The organism is Vibrio sp. Y29_XK_CS5 (assembly GCF_024181835.1).
Taxonomy (GTDB): domain Bacteria; phylum Pseudomonadota; class Gammaproteobacteria; order Enterobacterales; family Vibrionaceae; genus Vibrio; species Vibrio harveyi.
On record NZ_JAMZAM010000002.1, the window covers coordinates 285,031 to 305,978 of the forward strand.

17 protein-coding genes are annotated in these 20,948 nt (G+C 46.7%); 10 read left to right on the plus strand and 7 right to left on the minus strand.

Features of this window, described 5'->3' with window-relative positions; all coding sequences use genetic code 11:
• The first annotated feature begins 2 nt into the window (after positions 1-2).
• Positions 3-4,466 carry a chromosome partition protein MukB gene (gene mukB / locus NL647_RS11510; RefSeq protein WP_253650301.1) on the plus strand — a complete coding sequence of 1,488 codons (4,464 nt, stop codon included), beginning with the start codon at positions 3-5 and terminating at the stop codon, positions 4,464-4,466.
• A 127-nt stretch (positions 4,467-4,593) separates the two neighbouring features.
• On the opposite strand, the gene NL647_RS11515 is transcribed toward mukB, so the two are convergent.
• From NL647_RS11515 to NL647_RS11545, 7 genes are all read right to left on the minus strand, one after another.
• Positions 4,594-4,746 carry a hypothetical protein gene (locus NL647_RS11515; protein WP_005450343.1) on the minus strand — a complete coding sequence of 51 codons (153 nt, stop codon included), beginning with the start codon at positions 4,744-4,746 and terminating at the stop codon, positions 4,594-4,596.
• Positions 4,747-4,945: 199 nt separating this feature from the next.
• A complete protein-coding gene (locus NL647_RS11520) occupies positions 4,946-5,914 on the minus strand; it encodes an alpha-L-glutamate ligase-like protein (RefSeq protein WP_005450342.1) in 969 nt (322 codons plus the stop codon).
• Between the two features lie 3 nt (positions 5,915-5,917).
• Entirely contained in the window at positions 5,918-7,423 is a 1,506-nt protein-coding gene (locus NL647_RS11525) for an inactive transglutaminase family protein (protein WP_061065737.1), read from the minus strand.
• A gap of 11 nt (positions 7,424-7,434) precedes the next feature.
• Complete coding sequence (locus tag NL647_RS11530) at positions 7,435-8,181, minus strand: ATP-dependent zinc protease (RefSeq protein ID WP_005450340.1); 747 nt, start codon at positions 8,179-8,181, stop codon at positions 7,435-7,437.
• A gap of 221 nt (positions 8,182-8,402) precedes the next feature.
• On the minus strand, positions 8,403-9,374 hold the full coding sequence (cmoB, locus tag NL647_RS11535; RefSeq protein ID WP_005450339.1) for a tRNA 5-methoxyuridine(34)/uridine 5-oxyacetic acid(34) synthase CmoB: 972 nt from the start codon (positions 9,372-9,374) through the stop codon (positions 8,403-8,405).
• A 185-nt stretch (positions 9,375-9,559) separates the two neighbouring features.
• Complete coding sequence (gene cmoA / locus NL647_RS11540; RefSeq protein WP_253650162.1) at positions 9,560-10,297, minus strand: carboxy-S-adenosyl-L-methionine synthase CmoA; 738 nt, start codon at positions 10,295-10,297, stop codon at positions 9,560-9,562.
• A 104-nt stretch (positions 10,298-10,401) separates the two neighbouring features.
• Positions 10,402-11,268 (minus strand): DUF72 domain-containing protein, encoded by an 867-nt coding sequence (locus NL647_RS11545; RefSeq protein WP_253650163.1) that lies wholly within the window; start codon positions 11,266-11,268, stop codon positions 10,402-10,404.
• Positions 11,269-11,540: 272 nt separating this feature from the next.
• On the opposite strand from NL647_RS11545, the gene aspS reads away from it, so the two are divergent.
• The 9 genes from aspS to ybgE all read left to right on the plus strand — a co-directional run bounded on the left by aspS (position 11,541) and on the right by ybgE (position 20,851).
• Positions 11,541-13,319: an aspartate--tRNA ligase gene (gene aspS / locus NL647_RS11550; protein ID WP_199451330.1), complete on the plus strand. Its 1,779-nt coding sequence runs from the start codon at positions 11,541-11,543 to the stop codon at positions 13,317-13,319.
• Between the two features lie 100 nt (positions 13,320-13,419).
• Positions 13,420-13,941 carry a crossover junction endodeoxyribonuclease RuvC gene (gene ruvC / locus NL647_RS11555; RefSeq protein WP_005426231.1) on the plus strand — a complete coding sequence of 174 codons (522 nt, stop codon included), beginning with the start codon at positions 13,420-13,422 and terminating at the stop codon, positions 13,939-13,941.
• 122 nt (positions 13,942-14,063) lie between these two features.
• Positions 14,064-15,515, plus strand: a complete 1,452-nt coding sequence (locus tag NL647_RS11560; protein WP_253650164.1) for a methyl-accepting chemotaxis protein — start codon at positions 14,064-14,066, stop codon at positions 15,513-15,515.
• 78 nt (positions 15,516-15,593) lie between these two features.
• Positions 15,594-16,208 carry a Holliday junction branch migration protein RuvA gene (ruvA, locus tag NL647_RS11565; protein WP_009698278.1) on the plus strand — a complete coding sequence of 205 codons (615 nt, stop codon included), beginning with the start codon at positions 15,594-15,596 and terminating at the stop codon, positions 16,206-16,208.
• A gap of 21 nt (positions 16,209-16,229) precedes the next feature.
• Positions 16,230-17,234 (plus strand): Holliday junction branch migration DNA helicase RuvB, encoded by a 1,005-nt coding sequence (ruvB, locus tag NL647_RS11570; protein ID WP_009698277.1) that lies wholly within the window; start codon positions 16,230-16,232, stop codon positions 17,232-17,234.
• 461 nt (positions 17,235-17,695) lie between these two features.
• A complete protein-coding gene (cydA, locus tag NL647_RS11575; RefSeq protein ID WP_005450312.1) occupies positions 17,696-19,282 on the plus strand; it encodes a cytochrome ubiquinol oxidase subunit I in 1,587 nt (528 codons plus the stop codon).
• A gap of 17 nt (positions 19,283-19,299) precedes the next feature.
• Positions 19,300-20,436, plus strand: coding sequence for a cytochrome d ubiquinol oxidase subunit II (cydB, locus tag NL647_RS11580; RefSeq protein ID WP_005450311.1), 1,137 nt, complete (start codon positions 19,300-19,302; stop codon positions 20,434-20,436).
• Between the two features lie 12 nt (positions 20,437-20,448).
• Positions 20,449-20,556, plus strand: coding sequence for a cytochrome bd-I oxidase subunit CydX (gene cydX / locus NL647_RS11585; protein ID WP_000270284.1), 108 nt, complete (start codon positions 20,449-20,451; stop codon positions 20,554-20,556).
• Complete coding sequence (ybgE, locus tag NL647_RS11590) at positions 20,549-20,851, plus strand: cyd operon protein YbgE (protein WP_005450308.1); 303 nt, start codon at positions 20,549-20,551, stop codon at positions 20,849-20,851. Before cydX ends, ybgE begins: the two co-directional genes overlap by 8 nt.
• The last annotated feature ends 97 nt before the right edge of the window (positions 20,852-20,948 follow it).

Consider the following 20,948-nt stretch of genomic DNA (forward strand, 5'->3'; position numbering starts at 1 on the left):
GCATGATTGAACGCGGTAAATACCAATCGCTGACCATGGTCAACTGGAACGGCTTCTTTGCCCGTACGTTTGACATTGATGGTCTGGTCACCACGCTATCAGGTGGTAACGGTGCAGGTAAATCAACCACAATGGCGGCGTTCATCACCGCATTGATTCCTGACCAAACGCTACTGCACTTCCGTAACACCACAGAAGCAGGCAGCAGCCAATCGTCTCGCGACAAAGGTCTGTACGGTAAGTTACAGCCGGGCGCATGTTATGCGGCGCTAGATGTGGTGAACTCACGTAACCAACGCCTATTGTTTGCAGTAAAACTGCAGCAAGTAGCGGGTCGTGATAAGAAAGTAGACATCAAACCGTTTGTTATCCAAGGTCTTCCAAGCCATGTGAAACCAACGGATATCTTGGTTGAAAGCGTATCTGCGACTCAAGCTCGTGTACGTCAAATCAATGAAGTAAAAGAATCGATCGCAGAATTTGAAGGCGTTCAATTTAAAGCCTTCTCTTCTATCGTGGATTACCACTCGCAGATGTTCGAATTCGGTGTGATTCCGAAGAAACTGCGTAACTCTGGTGACCGTTCTAAATTCTACCGCTTGATCGAAGCATCGCTTTACGGTGGTATCTCAAGTGCGATTACACGCTCGCTACGTGACTACCTTCTGCCACAAAACGGCGGCGTGAAGAAAGCGTTCCAAGATATGGAATCAGCACTGCGTGAAAACCGCATGACGCTAGAAGCGATCAAAACCACGCAAGCAGACCGTGACTTGTTCAAACACTTGATCACAGAGTCAACCAACTACGTGGCTGCGGACTACATGCGTCACGCGAACGATCGTCGTAATAAGCTGGATAAAACGCTGTCATTGCGTTCAGAGCTGTTCGGTTCTCGCGAAACTCTCGTTGAGCAAAACAACCTGCTTAACCGTGTTCAAGAAGAGCTGGAACTGCTGATCGAGTCGGAATCTGCGCTAGAGCAAGATTACCAAGCGGCTTCGGATCACTTGCAACTGGTGCAAAACGCATTACGCCAGCAAGAGAAGATCGAACGCTACCAAGAAGATCTTGAAGAGCTGAGTGAGCGTCTTGAAGAACAGATGATGGTAGTGGAAGAAGCGCAAGAACGCGTGATGATGGTGGAAGAGCAAGCGACCGTTGCGGAAGAAGAGGTGGATAGCCTTAAGACGCAGCTGGCTGACTACCAACAAGCACTCGACGTTCAACAAACTCGCGCCCTTCAATACCAACAAGCGGTTCAAGCGCTGGAAAAAGCGAAGCAACTACTTGGCGATGACAGCCTAACGGCAGAATCGGCACAAGCGCTTGTCTCTGAGCTTAAGAGCAAAGAATCAGAAAGCACCAACGCGTTGCTATCGGTTAAGCACAAACTGGACATGTCTTCTGCGGCAGCAGAGCAGTTCGAAACCGCGCTTAAACTGGTACAAAGCATCGTTGGTCAAGTTGAGCGTAAAGACGCGTCTGAACATGCGAAAACCGCAATAGCGAAAGCGCGTGAATCTCAGCAAGTCGCGCAAAACGAACAGCAATGGCGTGCACAGCACCGTGACCTTGAGCGTAGCCTTAACCAGCAACGTCAAGCGCGCGAGCTAGTCGACGAATACCAAAAGCAATTCCATGTTGAACTGACTGACGAAATCACGTTTGAACAAGAGCGTGAACGTCATGCGATGCAAATCGACTCGCTAGAAATGACGCAAGAAGACGTGCGTGAACAACGCAGCGAACAGCGTCGTCTAGAGCAAGATGCAGCGGCGGAAATCAACAAGCTAGAAGCCATTGCTCCAACGTGGATTGCAGCGAACGATGCGCTAGAAAAACTGCGTGAACAAAGTGGCGCTGAGCTAGAAGATAGCCAGTCAGTCATGAGCCAAATGCAAGTGGTGCTTGAGCAAGAGAAGACCCTTTCTCTGGCAAAAGACAAACTAGCAGAGCGTCGCAGACAACTTGACACTGAGATTGAGCGTCTTGCTTCACCTGGTGGTTCAAACGACCCTCGTCTGAAAGGTTTGGCAGATACTCTAGGCGGCGTATTGCTGTCAGAGATCTATGATGACATCACTATTGATGACGCGCCTTACTTCAGTGCGATGTACGGTCCGGCTCGTCACGCTATCGTTGTTTCTGACCTATCTGGTATCGAAGAGAAACTGGTAGAGCTAGACGACTGTCCAGAAGACTTGTACATCATTGAAGGGGACATCGATGCCTTTGATGACAGCTCATTCGACGCAGAAGAGTTAGAAGGCGCGGTTTGTGTTCGCATGAACGATCGCCAAATGCGTTACTCTCGCTTGCCTGAAATCCCATTGTTTGGTCGTGCAGCACGTGAGCAGCGTTTAGAGCTACTGCGTAACGAACGTGAAGAAGTGGTTGAGAAGCACGCGAAAGCGGCATTCGATTCGCAAAAAATGCAGCGTCTGTACCAAGCGTTCAACCAGTTTGTGGCAAGCCATATTCAAGTAGCATTCGAAGCTGACCCAGAGCAAGCATTGGCAACCATTCGCGACAAGCGTAACCAAATTGCGCGCGTACTGGCTGATCTGGATGCAAAAGAGCAGCAGCAACGTTCTCAACTGCAAACCAGCAAGCAAGCATTGTCTTCTCTAGACAAGCTAGCACCGAACATGGCGTTGATTGAAGATGAGTCGCTGCAAGCGCGCTTTGATGAGTTGGAAGAGAAAATCGCCCAGCTTTCAGAAGCAAAAGCGTTCCTAACCAACCACGCTAAAGCGGTGGCGGAACTGGAAAAAGTGGCGGTTGCCCTAGATGCTGACCCAGAGCAATTCGATGCGCTAGAAGCAGAATACAAAGCGGCAGACGAACAGCTACAAGATCTTAAAAAGCAAATCTTTGCGCTCTCGGATCTCGTTGAACGTCGCCACTACTTCGCTTATTCAGATTCAGTAGACCTACTGAACAAGAGCAGTGAGCTGAGCGAACAGCTAAAAGCAAAACTGGTTCAAGCTGAACAAATGCGTACTCGCTCTCGTGAAGAGTTGAAACAATCGCAAGGTCAAATGAACCAATACAACCAAGTATTAGCGTCATTGAAGAGCTCACACCAAGCGAAACTGGAAACGGTTCAAGAGTTCAAACAAGAACTTCAAGAGTTTGGCGTGAACGCTGACGAAGGTGCAGAAGAGCGTGCAATGCGTCGTCGTGACGAACTGCATGAGCGTCTACACACTTCTCGTAGCCGTAAGAGCGAATACGAGCGTACGATCACCTCTACTGAACTAGAGATGAAAGGCTTGGCGAAACGTCTGAAGAAAGTTCAGAAAGAATACGTTGAGCTGCGTACCTTCGTTGTTGCAGCGAAAGCTGGCTGGTGTTCGGTACTTCGTCTAGCGCGCGAGAACGATGTTGAGCGTCGTCTACACAAACGTGAACTGGCTTACATGTCAGCGGATGAACTGCGTTCAATGTCGGATAAATCATTAGGTGCGCTGCGTCTAGCGGTTGCGAACAATGACGACCTACGTGATGCGCTGCGTCTATCAGAAGACAACGCACGTCCAGAGCGTAAAGTTCTGTTCTACATTGCTGTGTACCAACACCTTCGTGAGCGTATTCGTCAGGATATCATCCGTACTGATGATCCAGTCGAAGCGATCGAAGAGATGGAGGTAGAGCTGGCGCGTCTAACGGAAGAGCTAACGCAACGTGAAAACCGCCTAGCGATCAGCTCTGAGTCAGTAGCGAGCATCATCAAGAAGACGATTCAGCGTGAGCAAAACCGTATTCGTATGCTGAACCAAGGTTTGTCGAACATCTCGTTCGGTCAGGTGAAGGGCGTACGTCTAAACGTGAAGATCCGCGAAAGTCACGAAGTGCTACTTAACGGTCTAGCGACACAACAAGAGCAGCATAAAGATCTGTTTGAATCGACTCGCTTTACCTTCTCTGAAGCAATGGCGAAACTGTTCCAACGCGTGAACCCACATATCGATATGGGTCAACGTTCTCCTCAGGTTCTGGGTGAAGAGCTACTGGATTACCGTAACTACCTAGAGCTAAGTGTGGAGGTGAACCGTGGTTCTGACGGCTGGCTACAAGCTGAATCTGGCGCGCTATCTACGGGTGAGGCGATCGGTACTGGTCAGTCAATCCTACTGATGGTTGTTCAAAGCTGGGAAGAAGAATCACGCCGTTTGCGCAGTAAAGATATCGTGCCATGTCGTCTGTTGTTCCTTGATGAGGCAGCACGTCTGGATGCGAAATCTATCTCAACCCTGTTTGAACTGTGTGACCGTCTGGATATGCAACTTCTTATCGCGGCGCCAGAAAATATCAGCCCAGAGAAAGGTACGACCTACAAACTCGTGCGTAAGGTGTTTAAAGACCACGAGCATGTACACGTAGTTGGTCTGCGCGGTTTTGGTCAAAACGATAAACCTAAGACTGAAGCACAAGAGATGATTGAAGAGTTTGAGTCCTAAACTCCGAAGCTAATAAAACGCCCGCAAGAAACGCGGGCGTTTTTGTATTTGTAAAACGAAATAAGCCGAGTCTGTAGGGCAACAGGCTCGGCTTTTTTGCAGGCGCTTAAATGTGAAAAGGTAAGTCCTATTCTTCTGAAAAGTCGTTTCCTTTTTCGATCATTTCAGCAAGCTCATCAAGTGCTTGGACAGAGATTTCCGACAAACGTTGTAGGTGTTGGTCAAAGTTCTCTTGTTCAACAAGCGGAGTATCATTGTTATTAGTTTCTTTTGTTAGCATCGCCCAACCTCTCGAGTTGAGTAAGGGGGAGAAAATATAAAATCAAAAATCGGCAGAAAAAAGAAACGATCGATGTGTATTTTGTTAGCTGGATCATCGATTGCAGTGATAAAAACGATGAATTACTTAGGAAGAGAGCGATAGTGCTCAAATATGAAAAGAAAGCTAGCAACCACGAGAATGGCTGCTAGCGATTAGATTAGAACTGAGATTTTACGCCAAATTGCTCTGCTGCGTACGCAACACGCTCTTTTGGTTTTGGATACTCAGCAGGAGTGCCAAGGTTCTCAATGTGTTTCAAGCGAGGTAGGAGACCTGCACCGTTTGCAATTTGGATTGCTAGGCCAGGGCGAGCGTTTAGCTCCAGAACCATTGGACCTTCTTCTTTGTCCAATACCATGTCGGTGCCCATGTAACCTAGACCTGTCATTTCCCAAGCACTGGACGCAAGCTCTAACAAACGCTCCCAATGAGGCACTTGCAGTGTCGACAGGTCTTTACCCGTATCTGGGTGATGAGTCACTGGTTGGTCAAATTGCACCGCGCGAATGGCTTTACCAGTAGCAATGTCGATACCGACACCTACCGCGCCTTGGTGAAGGTTAGCCTTACCATCCGATGCTGCTGTAGAGCAACGCATCATCGCCATAACAGGGTAGCCCTTAAATACGATAATACGTACGTCTGGCACACCTTCGTAACTGAAGCCGTCGAAGCAGTCATCAAACTTAATTAAGTTCTCAACCACAGCTACATCGTTCTTACCACCAAGGGAGAAAAGACCCGCGAGTGCGTTACTGATGTGACGCTCAACTTCTTCTTTATTGCAGGTAGCACCCGATGGCTTTGTATATACGCCATCTTTGTGCGAAGTGATAACCAAGATACCTTTACCACCACTGCCTTGAGCTGGCTTGATTACAAAACCGGGCCAGTTCTCAACCATCTTGTGAATCTTTTTCACTTCAGCTTGGCTGGCGATCACACCAATAAGAGCAGGCACAGTCGCGCCTGCTGCTTCAGCGATAATTTTGGTTTTGAGCTTGTCATCCACCAAAGGGTATTTAGAACGATCATTGTAACGACCAATGTAACTGTGGTTACGCTTGTTCATCCCCATAATGCCTTTATGGCGGAGTTTTGCTGGCGAAGTAAAACGTTCAAACATCGTTTAGTCCTCCGCTAGTGGTTTAAAGCGACGTAGCTCAGTTAGACGGTAACCCGTGTATGTACCTAGTAATAGAATACCTGCCAGTACAATGAGCTGTAGGCCGATAAAGTTAAACGTTAGGTGCTGGATGTAGGTGTTGGTCATTGCCAAGTAAACCAGTACCGCGGTCAGTAGTGAGCCACCACCTTGAAGGGCAACTTCTTTCGCGCCTTCTTCTTCCCATAGAATCGACATACGTTCGATCGTCCATGACAAGATGATCATTGGGAAGAAGGTAATGGTTAGACCCTCAGTCAGACCAATCTTGAATGCCACAACGGTAAACACAGAGATGATCATGATTACTGTGATGATAACCGCGGATATCCTTGCGACCAGAAGTAAGTTTAGCCTCGATAAGTAACTTCGGATGATCAGACCCGTACCGACAATCAGTAGGAAGCCGACGATACCTGTTACAAGTTGCGTTTGTACAAAGGCAACCGCAATAAGAACTGGCATGAAGGTACCGGATGTCTTAAGACCGATGATAACGCGCAGGAATACAACAATAAGAGCACCAATTGGAATCAGCATGATGGTCTTAAACATCGCCTGCTCTTCAAGAGGTAGGCTGTGGATAGACAGGTTCAATAGACCGTCAGCTTCCACTTTGTTGTTGGTTGCTTCTTGCGGTGTAAGCTCCTGCTTGATCATAGAGAAGTGAACTTGGCTGTTTTTGCCGCCCACTAGGTCAAGTAGCGAAACATTCGATTCATCCCAAACAAGCAGGTTAGGCTGCGCTGCAGCTTGCTCAGAGTTTGGTGAGAAGAGTACCCAATTATCGCCAGACCAAACTTGAACCATAGGTTGAATCGTTTGACGGCGACGTCCATCTTCCAGCTCGATTACACCAACGGTCTTACTCTGTACGCCAGCGGTAAGCAGAATTTTGTGCAGAGCGTCGGTACGATCAAAGTCATTTAGAATCAGTGCCGCGTTTTGGCTATCTGGATCGTTCAGTGTTTTGATCAGCTCACGAGCGAAAGTCTCGTTGTCTGCTGAACGGCTCATTGCACGCTCAATCAACGCATTTGCTGCCGCTTGTTGAGGTGCTGAAAGGGTTGGTTTGGCAATTTCACCGGTTGGTGGCTGTTCATCCACTTTTGCTTGTGGATCAACCAAGAATTGGGCTTTGTAGTAAATGGTTTGTGCGCCAGTTGCTTGGCGGATAGACCATTCAGCACGACGACCTGAATCAGAGTTTACGTAAGAAACACCATAACCAGGAGATGACGCCGACTCACCGATTAAGGTGTAGCCTTTTTGTGTATGAGGAGCAGCGAGAGAAGCTTTAACTTCACCGCCATTTGCATTGAACTCAATGCGGGCTTCAACATCCCAAACTTGACGCGTTTCACCTGGAGTCCATGGAACGCCGTAATTCTGATGTCTGAAAACACTCAAAGCGATGCCCGCAACCACCAAAAGGATGATTGACAGGTAAAACGGTATTCTTGACGTCATAATCTACCTTATTATTTTTTATCTTCTTCCGTTTGAATATATTTACGACTCACATCGACGAGTGCGATGTCGCGCATAAATTCTCTTCCTAGTAACACAGGATGGTTCATTTGAGAGCGATCTGCCAACGTAAATTGCGCTTTTTCATGAATTTTTCCAACGCGCACCCAAAGTTCAACTACAGCACGACGCTCTAGTTCTTCATTGGTTGCTTGACGGATTTTCACGTAGCGAATAATTGGTGCTTCAATCCAAATATCTTTCTCTTCATCTGACTTCGTATTATCAGCTAGGTGGAAACGCACCCAGTTTTTGCCATTTCTTTCGAATTCTTCGATATCAACAGCGTTCAGTGAAGATGTTGCCGCGCCGGTATCTACGCGAGCGTCGAACGTTTGTTTGATTGAATCGATCGTCACTCGCTCAATTGAGCCAAGGACAATGTCATGGGTAGGAGTTGCTTGAACGGGAGCAGGAGCTTGAACAATGATAGGTTCTTTAGGCTTTCTCACTTCGTCCATTGCTTCTTTACGGAAGGTATTGAGTTCGCCATTTAACTTATCCACTTGGTCTTCCAAACTTTCGATGTAATCCGACTGGTTACTAAGTTGAAGCTCTAAGTTGGTAACGCGAGTATTGAAATTCGTTTCTGAAGCCTGAATAGCAGCTAACGTTTCTTGGTGGTACTGTTCGCCTTTGGTCAAAGTACATCCAGATAGTAAGGCGATGGCAACAACCGGAGTCAATCGTATAAACATTGAAAACCTTGGGATTGGAGTAAGTTGTTTGTTTTTTAAGAGTTTAGCGTTATCGCCAAAGGCTCACAAGCAAGAATCTGCTTCAGACTCTTACAGAATGAGGAATAGTGACGAAAAGCCAAAAAATTAAGGACGCAAGACGCATCCTTAATTAGATTTGAAGAGAGGTTAATGTCTTAATGGAGGGAGTGAGTTAAGACAATGTCAGAAATCTCAGTTAATTATGGCTTGGTTGCGACAAGCACCGCACGGCGAGGTGCAGGGTAGCCTTCAACGGTTTTGCTTGGGTCGTTTGGATCTAGGTAATCCGGCAGTGAATTGTGCGTCATCCAGTCGGTCGTACGCTGCTCATCTACAGACGTTACGTTCTCATCTACAATACGCACATCTTTAAAGCCAACCAGTTCTAGCCATACTTTCAGTGCTTTCGCTGACGGGAAGAAGTACACGTTACGCATTTGCGCGTAGCGAGACGTCGGAACCAATACCGCGTTCTCATCGCCTTCGATAACGAGTGTCTCTAGAACAAGCTCGCCACCTGATACTAACTGGTCTTTTAGCTGCACCAAGTGATCCAGTGGAGAGCGACGGTGGTAAAGCACGCCCATGCTGAATACGGTATCGAACGCTTCCAACTTAGGCAGTTGTTCAATCCCTAAAGGAAGAAGGTGAGCGCGTTGGTCATCGCCCATTAACTTACGAATCGCTTCGAACTGAATTAGGAACAGATGAGATGGGTCGATACCAACCGTTAGGCGTGCTCCTTCACCTAGCATGCGCCACATGTGGTAGCCGTTGCCACAACCAACATCTAGCACGCTGCGGTTTTTTAGTGGCGAGATGTGCGGAAGCACGCGATCCCATTTCCAGTCACTGCGCCATTCAGTATCGATATGAATACCGTGCACTGTGTATGGACCTTTACGCCATGGGTGGAATGTACGCAGTAGGCTTTCTAGCTTTTTCAGCTCACCTTCATGGAAAGGCGTATCGTTGCTGATGGTTACTGAGTTTTTGATGTCCACTTGGTTTGGTGCACCTTGTGGGATCTTGTTCAGCGCTTTCAGCCAGCGACCAAAGTCACCGTGCTCAGCATTTTGCCAATCTGTTAACTGTTGAGGTAATACGTTTAGCCACGGCTGAAGACGAGTGTCTTGAGCGATTAACTGATAAAAATTAGCAAAATTAAACATAGTTTTTCACTGAGTTTATGGAGTCAGCAGACCCTGGGTAAAAGTTAAATGTGTCATTCCCTACAGTGAGGGACGAACGTGATAGGGAATCTCGGTTTTTATCGTTTTTGATAAGAGAACCCCAACTCGCTCGTTCCTCGCTCTTGAGGATGACGTCCTAATGAGAGCGAACTGTGTTGCGAAGCTTATTTAATCGCAAACATTGAACCGAAGTTAAAGCACTGGAACCAAACGTCGTAGCTTGAGAAACCAATTTCTGCGAAACGCTCTTTATGATCTTTCTTCGAATCTGGGCGCATCACGTTTTCAATTGCGCTGCGCTTTTGGCTGATTTCTAGTTCGCTGTAGCCATTTGCACGTTTAAAGTCGTGGTGAAGGTCAATCAACAACTCGTTAGACACTTCATCTTCAAACACGAACTTTTCAGACAGAATCAAAATGCCGCCTGGGCGCAGACCTGCGTAGATTTTCTCTAGTAGAGCATAGCGGTCTTCCGGAGAAAGGAACTGCAGAGTGAAGTTCAATACCACTACAGATGCGTTTTCGATTTCGATATTACGAATGTCCGCTTCGACGACATCAACTGGTGTATCACTGCGGTACGCGTTGACGTGAAGCTTACAGCGTTCAACCATCGCAGTAGAGTTGTCCACGGCAATGATTTGGCAACCTTCTTGTTTGATATGACGACGCATAGACAGCGTAGCAGCACCCAAAGAACAACCAAGATCGTAGATGTTTGAGTGAGGCTTAACAAAACGCTCTGCCAGCATACCAATTGCAGAAATGATGTTGCTGTAACCCGGCACCGATCGCTGAATCATGTCAGGGAAAACTTCCGCTACGCGTTCATCGAACGTGAAATCCCCAATTTTATCGATTGGAGCCGAAAAAATAGTATCTGGATTGCTCTTAGGGTTCATAACCAAATCTCTGCATACAAGCCGCCTGAAATGTCAGGCATCAAAAAAGGCGCGTATTTTATGGGAAATTCGCGCCTCTGTCATTTGCTTAATTATAAGCTTACCTAAAACATTTGTATTTGCGAGTTGCCATCGTTGGCAGGAAATACAGACAAATTTGGCAGAGAGAGCTTGAGTTGTAGCTGCTTATACAGCTTTTCAGCCAGTTCTGGTGCTAAGACGTTATCTGGCGTGTGGATCATCAAGTACGGTTGAATGCCTTGTTCAATCCACATCGGCAGTTTCGTCAGCCAAGGTTCGAAAAAGCGCAGGTTGTCGTCCATGTCTGGATGACCGATAAAACGAATCATCGGGTGTTTGGCGGTTGCGATTGCATGAACCGGAACGCGAGGCTTTTTCTGGTGGGCATCGATCACTGCTTCTGTTATCGGCTGCGCGGCGAATACAGGGCGGCTGTCCATAATAATGCGGTCGATGCCGCTCTCTAACAGCCACTGATTCAACGCACGTTCTTCTTCACCTTTGGAGAAAAACGCCATGTGACGAACTTCAACTCCCAGGGGGAAATTCGGCGGAAAGCTGGCACAGAACTTCTTTAATCTATCGAGGTGTTCTGGACCAAATGCAGCAGGGAGCTGAATCGTCCATTGCCCAACACGCTCATGAAGCGGTTCCATGATCGTCATAAAGTCACGTAACTGCTCGTCGCAACCTCTGAGCATCTGTTCGTGAGTAATGGCTTTTGGCAACTTAAAGGTGAATTTGAAATCGTCGTGAGTCGCGGCTTTCCAGTTTTGCACCGTGTTGAGCGTCGGTGTGGCGTAAAAGGTGGTGTTGCCTTCTACGGTGTGGAACACCTGCGCGTACTTTTCGAGTCGCTCTGCGGGTTTGGTGCCACTGCCATAAAAGCTTTGCTGCCACTGGTTGTGCGACCACATGGTCAATCCAAGTCGAAGGGGTAAATTATCCATATCTCTGCTTTACGTTTTTTCCTGAGCCCACTTTACGAGAGTTTTGCTGAAATGGGTAATTTCACGCTATAATCCCTACCAATTTTTTCGCTTTGGTGCGCTTTTGAACATTTGTTGTACTAAAAACCACCAATGAATGATAAAACACACTTAATTGTATGTTGAGTAGTCGATTTTCATAGGCTTTCAGCGTATAAATGGATCTTTACTCTGCTCGGCAATGAGGCTGACAGAGCGTAGTTAACAATATTTGAGAGATTGGGAATTTCATTATGCGTACCCATTACTGTGGTCACCTGAACAAGTCCCTTGCAGGACAAACTGTAGAACTTTGCGGCTGGGTTAACCGTCGTCGTGATTTAGGCGGTCTTATTTTTATCGATATGCGAGATCGCGAAGGTATCGTTCAGGTAGTTGTTGATCCAGATATGGCAGATGCGTATGAAGTGGCTAACACACTTCGTAATGAATTCTGTATCAAGCTAACTGGTGAAGTTCGCGTTCGTCCAGAAAGCCAAGTAAACAAAGACATGGCAACAGGTGAAGTTGAGATCCTTGCGAAAGGTCTTGAAATCATCAACCGTTCTGACGTTCTGCCTCTAGACTTCAACCAAAAGAACTCTGAAGAGCAACGTCTGAAGTACCGTTACCTAGATCTACGTCGTCCAGAAATGAGCGACCGCATCAAGCTACGTGCTAAAGCGTCTAGCTTTGTTCGTCGTTTCCTAGATGACAACGGCTTCCTAGATATCGAAACACCAGTACTAACAAAAGCGACACCAGAAGGCGCTCGTGACTACCTAGTACCTAGCCGTGTTCACAAAGGCAGCTTCTACGCGCTTCCTCAGTCTCCACAGCTATTCAAACAGCTTCTAATGATGTCTGGTTTTGACCGTTACTACCAAATCGTTAAGTGTTTCCGTGATGAAGACTTGCGTGCTGACCGTCAACCAGAATTCACTCAGATCGATATCGAAACGTCATTCATGACGGCTGATCAAGTTCGTGCAACGACTGAGAAAATGGTTCGTGAAATGTGGCAAGAGCTACTGAACGTTGACCTAGGTGAATTCCCAGTAATGCCATTCAGCGAAGCGATTCGTCGTTTCGGTTCTGACAAGCCAGACCTACGTAACCCGCTAGAGCTAGTAGATGTTGCTGACCTAGTAAAAGACGTTGAGTTCAAAGTATTCTCTGGTCCAGCAAACGACGAGAAAGGTCGCGTTGCAGTTATCCGTGTTCCAGGTGGTGCTGAGCTTACTCGTAAGCAAATCGACGGCTACGCAGAATTCGTAGGTATCTACGGTGCGAAAGGTCTAGCATGGATGAAGGTTAACGACCGTGCAGCAGGCATGGAAGGTATCCAATCTCCTGTAGCTAAATTCCTAAACGAAGACGTGATCAACGGCATTCTAGATCGCACTCAAGCGGAATCTGGTGACATCATCCTATTTGGCGCAGACAAAGCTAGCATCGTTGCTGAAGCACTAGGTGCACTTCGTCTTAAGCTTGGTAAAGACCTAGGTCTAACTAAAGAAGGCACTTGGGCTCCGCTATGGGTTGTTGACTTCCCAATGTTCGAAGAAGACGACGAAGGCAACCTACACGCGATGCACCACCCATTCACATCACCTCTAGGTGTGACTGCGGAAGAGCTAAAAGCGAACCCAGCAGTAGCGAACTCAAACGCATACGACATGGTTCTAAACGGCTACGAAGTAGGTGGTGGTTCTGTACGTATCCACAACGCAGAAATGCAAGCAGCGGTATTTGATATTCTAGGTATCGATGCAGAAGAGCAGCAACTGAAATTCGGCTTCCTACTGGACGCTCTGAAATTCGGTACGCCTCCACATGCAGGTCTTGCATTCGGTCTAGACCGTCTAGTGATGCTACTATGTGGGACAGAGAACATTCGTGATGTTATCGCGTTTCCTAAAACAACTGCGGCGGCGTGTCTACTAACAGACGCACCAAGCCTTGCAAACCCAGCGGCTCTAGAAGAGCTAGCGATTGCAGTAACAGTTGCGAAAGAAAAAGACGCAGAATAAGCGCACAACAATTAAAGAAAAAACTCCCGCACCTGCGGGAGTTTTTGTTTTAATGGCAACTATTCTCATACTTACAGTGAGTTATTGATTAGGAGTCTTCATGTCAATTATTTTGGGTATTGACCCAGGCTCTCGTATTACCGGTTACGGCGTGATTCGCCAGCAAGGTCGTCATCTGCAATATCTAGGCAGCGGCTGTATTCGCACTTCTGAAAAAGAGTTGCCAGGTCGTCTCAAGCAAATCTACGCAGGCGTGACGGAAATCATCACCCAGTTTCAACCAGATGTATTTGCTATCGAACAAGTGTTTATGGCGAAGAACGCTGATTCTGCATTAAAGCTAGGACAGGCGCGTGGTAGTGCAATTGTGGCGGCTGTGAATGCGGATCTTCCGGTGCATGAGTACGCGGCTCGTCTCATTAAACAAGCGGTAACAGGCACTGGTGGCGCAGACAAAGTTCAGGTTCAACATATGGTTCAACACATGCTTAAATTGCCAGCCAAGCCTCAAGCCGATGCCGCCGATGCGTTGGGTGTTGCCATTTGTCACGCTAACACCAATAAGACACTAGTGGCGCTCGCAGGCAAAGCAACCAGTGCAAGAAAAGGTCGTTACCGTTAGGCGTATTCTCGTATTAAAAATGAGACATCTCAGACAGATTTATGGATTGAATTTGTTGAGAAAATGTTACAAAACTATAGTGGTCAGAGGTCTAACAAGGAATCAATCAAGGAAGATTGAACATGAATCCAGCCACGCTGTGGCGCAGTGCATTTATGCCGCGCCAAACTCAATGGACAAGAACACAACAACGTCAAGCAGACATCCTCTCTCTATTTACCTTCATCGCTTTCCTCGTCGGTATCTACAGCCTGATCAAATGGTCCAAACATGGACATGAAAGCCTAATTTTCACCTCAGTACTCTTAATCGCACTCGAACTAATATCCGCCTTTAGCCTGAGGTGGTTCAAACAACCAGCATTGTCGCTCAATCTTGGTTTTGTTGGCATGTCAGTGCATGCACTCAACATCATCTATCAAAGTGGTGGCGTGGTCGATTCTACCCAAACTTACTGGGTGCCTTTGTTAGTCGTCGCTTTCTTTTTATCTGGCACTCGTATTATGGCAATCTCTTGGAGCGCGTTAGTGATAGTGCTTTCTGCGGTAATGACGTATCAGCATGTATCTGGTTTTGGTTTTCCCCAACTCGTGTTGTCTGAATCTGCGCAGCGTGTGGAGATATGGTCAGGTACCGTGTTACCGCTGGTGGTGATTTGTATTGCGCAAGCCTTTACCGCCAAGCAGCGAGACATCGCGATTGAAAGTGCAGAGAAAGCTAAAGCAGAAAGTGAGTTGGTGGCACAAAAGGCGACAGAAGGGGAGCTACGTTTAGCAGAGGTGCTAGAACAGGCGAATCAAAACTCAAGTGAGTTGAAACAAGTCTCGCAAGTACTCGATGAACAATCATCGCAATTGGATGCTCAAGTGAACGCCCTTAATGTAAACAGTGAATCCCAAGCCAGTGCAGCCGAGCAAATGAGTCAGCAAGTGCATCACATGACGATTGGGATTGAAGAGTCCAGCAAGTTTGTCGAAGAGCTGCGTGAGAAGAGTGAGGGCGTTCATCAACAAGCTGAGAAAAGCTCGGAATTATTGGAGGACTCTACCCAAGCGATCAGCCAGATCATTACCAGCCATGAAGACATCATGAAAGTGGCGGACTTGATTACGTCAGTTGCGGAACAAACCAACTTGCTCGCTCTGAATGCCGCTATTGAAGCGGCGAGAGCGGGTGAGCAGGGCAGAGGTTTTGCGGTCGTTGCGGACCAAGTGCGAGAGCTTTCAGCTAAGAGCAGTCAGTCGGCGGTGGAAATTCGGAACTTGCTTGATCGCAGTGAGCAAGAAGTGAAGCATGGTCAAAGCGTCGTGACATCGAGTACAGAGCGAATGAACACCATTATTCAGCAAGTTACCACCATCTCTCACGATGTGCAGAGTCTGTCTGGCATCATGGCGACGCAAATGACGGCTTTAAAAGAGTTAGATGAAGCCAGCAGTGAAGTTGCTAACGGCGTAGTGAACACCAAAACCATTGCTGAAACTGTCGCGCAATACGGCAGCGAACTGAACGGGCAAGTGGTCGCGGTGCGCAATCTGACTCAACAGCTTGATCAAGTTGTCTCAAAAATCTAACCCCACCGCATAAAGGACTGGATGTCTATCCAGTTCTTTATTATCCTGTCGCAAATTCATTTCCAAAGAGTATTTATAGTGATTGGACGTCTTCGCGGCACTCTGCTTGAAAAGCAACCACCTGAAGTTTTAATTGAAGTTAATGGCATTGGTTATGAAGTTCAGATGCCAATGAGCTGTTTCTACGAATTGCCAAATGTCGGTGAAGAAGCCATTATTTATACTCACTTTGTTGTGCGTGAAGACGCGCAATTGCTTTACGGTTTCAACACAGTAAAAGAACGTGCGCTTTTCCGTGAAGTGATCAAAGCGAACGGTGTTGGGCCTAAGCTAGGTCTAGGTATCCTTTCTGGTATGACAGCGAGCCAATTCGTTTCTTGCGTTGAGCGTGAAGACATTTCAACGCTGGTGAAGCTACCAGGTGTTGGCAAGAAGACTGCTGAACGACTAGTTGTAGAAATGAAAGACCGCCTGAAAGGGTGGGGTGCTGGCGATCTGTTTACTCCATTTACGGATGCAGCACCTGCGGACTCTGGCTCTGCGGGTTCTAATAACGCAGAAGAAGAGGCAATCAGTGCGCTCCTTGCTCTGGGCTACAAGCCGACTCAAGCGTCGAAAGTGGTTTCTCAGATCGCTAAACCGGATATGACCAGTGAGCAACTGATCCGTGAAGCACTAAAATCAATGGTGTAACGGAAAGCCCAAGGGAACAATATGATTGAAGCCGATCGTTTAATCGCTCCAGAAAATCCTTCGTTTCGTGATGAAGATGTCATCGACCGTGCGATTCGTCCTAAGAAACTGGCAGATTACCAAGGTCAGGATCACGTTCGTGATCAGATGGAGATTTTCATCAAAGCCGCTCAATTGCGAAATGAAGCGCTTGACCACCTTTTGATTTTTGGTCCTCCGGGCTTGGGTAAAACCACGCTTGCGAATATCGTCGCCAATGAGATGGAAGTGAACATTCGAACCACTTCTGGCCCAGTGCTTGAGAAAGCAGGAGACTTGGCGGCGCTGCTGACTAACTTAGAAGAAAACGATGTGCTGTTCATTGATGAGATTCACCGCTTAAGCCCGATGGTTGAAGAGGTGTTGTATCCAGCAATGGAGGATTATCAGTTGGACATCATGATTGGTGAAGGTCCTGCAGCACGCTCTATCAAAATTGATTTGCCACCTTTCACTTTGATCGGTGCAACGACGCGTGCAGGTTCTCTGACTTCGCCACTTCGTGACCGTTTCGGTATTACGCAGCGTCTTGAGTACTATAAAGTAAAAGACCTGCAAGATATCGTTCAGCGCAGTGCCGATTGCTTGGGCTTGTCGATGGAATCAGAAGGTGCATTGGAAGTTGCTCGCCGTGCTCGTGGTACACCACGTATTGCTAACCGACTATTGCGCCGTGTTCGTGACTATGCCGAAGTGAAAGGTAATGGTCATATATGTGCTGATACAGCAGACAAAGCGCTGAACATGCTTGATGTGGATGCAGAAGGCTTTGATTACATGGACCGTAAGCTGTTGCTTGCGATCATGGAGAAATTTGGTGGTGGACCTGTCGGTTTAGACAACATGGCAGCCGCGATTGGTGAAGAGAAAGACACCATTGAAGACGTTCTTGAGCCATATCTAATCCAACAAGGCTACTTGCAACGCACTCCCCGTGGTAGAATTGCCACAGATCGCGCTTATCTGCATTTCGGAATTGAAAAGTAAGATTCCATCGCTGGGCGCTTAGCGCTCAGCGTTTCACCAATGTTGACCAACCTCTCATTTATTAAATCTCTTCTAATACTAAATAGGTAATAGAAACTTATAGATTGTTAACTCTATGTTCTTGCCTAACTGATTATTTTCTCTCCTGATTACTCTCTATTAACATACTCATCGAATATCGATTGATCTGGATCAATGTGATGGATTTTTGTGCAAAATCAGCGCATAAAGATTGATGTATATCAAAGCGGTTTCTCGCCATAAACCTTTTGAAACAAACTGTTTTTACAAGTAATATTAGACCCAGCTATATTAGCTGATGCTTAACAATTAACTAACCAATGAAGCACATTTTTGCAACAAAGCGTTGTGATAATTCAACATTTTTCAAGTGTGAATAACACTTGTGTATGGATTGCAATATGTAGAGAGTGTCATTCAGCCGACACATAGGAGTTACCATGATTGACGTAGTTGATCTGTCGCGGTTGCAGTTTGCACTGACAGCGATGTATCACTTCCTATTCGTACCATTGACTCTTGGTATGGCCTTCCTTTTGGCCATTATGGAATCGATGTACGTAATGACGAACAAGCAAATCTACAAGGACATGACCAAGTTCTGGGGTAAGCTGTTCGGTATTAACTTTGCACTTGGTGTGGCTACCGGCCTTACCATGGAGTTCCAGTTTGGTACGAACTGGTCTTACTACTCCCACTATGTAGGTGACATCTTCGGTGCACCACTGGCGATCGAAGCACTGGTTGCTTTCTTCCTGGAGTCAACTTTTGTTGGTCTATTCTTCTTCGGGTGGGATCGTCTATCTAAACGTCAACACTTAGCGGTAACCTGGTTGGTTGCTCTGGGTTCTAACTTCTCTGCACTTTGGATTCTTATTGCGAACGGCTGGATGCAAAACCCAGTTGGCGCTGAGTTCAACTTTGAAACCATGCGTATGGAAATGGTGAGCTTCGCAGACGTTGTTCTAAACCCTGTAGCGCAAGTTAAATTTGTACACACAGTAGCGTCTGGTTACACATGTGGTGCAATGTTTGTTCTAGGCATCAGTTCTTACTACTTATTGAAAGGTCGTGATGTGGCGTTCGCTCGTCGTTCGTTTGCTATCGCAGCTTCTTTCGGTATGGCAGCAATCCTGTCTACTATCGTGCTAGGTGATGAATCTGGTTACGAGCTTGGTGAAGTTCAAAAAGTGAAGCTTGCAGCAGTAGAAGCTGAGTGGCACACAGAACCAGCACCAGCGGCGTTCACACTGTTCGGTTTACCAAACCAAGAAACAATGAACACCGATTACGCAATTAAGATCCCTTACGTAATGGGTATCATCGCGACACGTTCATTTGATGAGCAAGTAACAGGTCTACACGACTTACGTGAAGAGCACGTTGACCGTATCCGTACTGGTATGTACGCATATGAATTGCTTGAAAAACTGCGTGCAGGCGACAAGTCTGAAGCAAACATGACTGCGTTTGACGAAGTGAAGGGTGACCTAGGTTATGGTCTACTTCTAAAACGTTACACAGAAAACGTTGTTGACGCGACAGAAGACCAAATCCAAGCTGCTGCAGATGATTCAATCCCAACAGTATGGCCGCTATTCTGGTCATTCCGTATCATGGTTGCGTGTGGCTTCATCATGCTATTCGTATTTGGTGCATCATTTATCCAAACATGTCGTCAGAAGATCGAACAGAAACCATGGATTCTTAAAGCTGCATTGTTCAGCATTCCACTTCCATGGATTGCGATCGAAGCAGGTTGGTTTGTTGCTGAGTACGGTCGTCAACCGTGGGCAGTAGGTGAAATCCTACCGGTACACGTTGCGGCTTCAGCACTAACAGCAGGTGAAATCTGGACTTCACTATTTGCAATCCTAGCGCTGTACACTGCATTCCTAATTGCAGAAGTATACCTAATGGTGAAATTCGCTCGTAAAGGTCCAAGCAGCCTGAAAACTGGTCGCTACCACTTCGAGCAAAACGCTGACTCTGTTGAAGACAAAGTTAGCCGCCAAGTAGAAGCGTAAGGTAAGGAGACAACAAGATGTTTGATTACGAAATCTTGCGATTCATCTGGTGGGTACTGATCGGTGTTCTACTAGTTGGTTTCGCTATTACTGACGGTTTCGATATGGGTGTAGGCGCGCTTGTACCTGTTATCGGTAAAAACGACACACAACGTCGTGTCATGATTAACTCAATCGCTCCGCACTGGGATGGTAACCAAGTTTGGCTTATCACTGCTGGTGGTGCATTGTTCGCAGCATGGCCTTTGGTTTACGCGACATCGTTTTCTGGTTTCTACCTAGCGATGATCCTAACTCTAGCGGCACTTTGGCTACGTCCGATTGGTCTTGATTACCGCTCAAAAATCGAAGATCCAAAATGGCGTAACACTTGGGATATCTGTATCTCAATCAGTGGCTTCGTTCCACCAATCATCTTTGGTGTAGCGTTTGGTAACCTTCTACAAGGTGTTCCATTCCAGTTGAACGAATTCCTAATGCCAACGTACCACGGTTCATTCTTTGGTCTACTAAACCCATTTGCTCTACTATGTGGTCTAGTAAGCTTGTTCATGATCCTGATGCAAGGTGCAACTTGGCTTCAAATGAAGACAACTGGCGAAGTACATACTCGTGCTCGTAATGTGGCTCAGCTAACAGGTCTACTAACTGTTATTGCATTTGTGGTTGCTGGTTTCTGGATCCAAAGCATCGAAGGCTACGTTATCGTAGGTGGCATCGACACTGCAGCGGCTTCTAACCCTCTAAACAAAGAGGTTATCCGTGAAGCTGGTGCGTGGATGAACAACTTTGAAGCTTACCCACTACTATGGGCTGCACCTGTACTCGGTGTTGCTATGCCGCTACTAGCTGTATTGGCATCTCGCCTAGAGAAGTGTGGTATCGCGTTCCTAACGTCAAGCCTTGGCAACGCTGGTGTTATCTTTACTGCTGGTATCGCAATGTTCCCATTCGTAATGCCTTCAGACCTAATGCCAAGCCAAAGTCTGACAATGTGGGATGCAACTTCATCTGAACTGACTCTGAACCTAATGACAGGTGTAGCGTTTGTTATGGTTCCTATCATCCTTGCTTACACGTCTTGGACTTACTACAAGATGTTTGGCCGCTTGGATGACCAGTTCATCGAAGAAAACAAAAACTCACTATACTAAGGAGCTATTACTATGTGGTATTTCGCATGGATTCTAGGTGTACTACTTGCTTGTGCATTCGGTATCATCAACGCTCTTTGGTTAGAGCACTCAGAAATGATGGATAAAGACAGTGAGTAATCTCGCTGACAAGGTAGCGAAACTTCACGCACCAATGGACAAGACTCTGCTAAGAGTCTTGGCCTTAATCCTTGGCTTTATGCATGTAGGGTTGGTGATGTGGGATCCGAACGCATACCATCGAGAAATTGGTGGCTTTAATGCGTTTATCGCACCAGCGCTGATTTGGTCAGTATGCTCAAGCATGGTATATGGTGTGGGCTTCAAGCCAAGAAATTGGTACTGGCAGGTGCTGTTCAGTCCTTATTTCTCGCTCGCTATCTTAATTTATCTAACTGCACTGTATTTCATGTAAGCGTTACAAACTGAAATAAAGTCGGTTACTAAATCATCGAATAAAAGCCAGACTCATAGTCTGGCTTTTATTTTTTCTACAAATTTCAAAAATATTC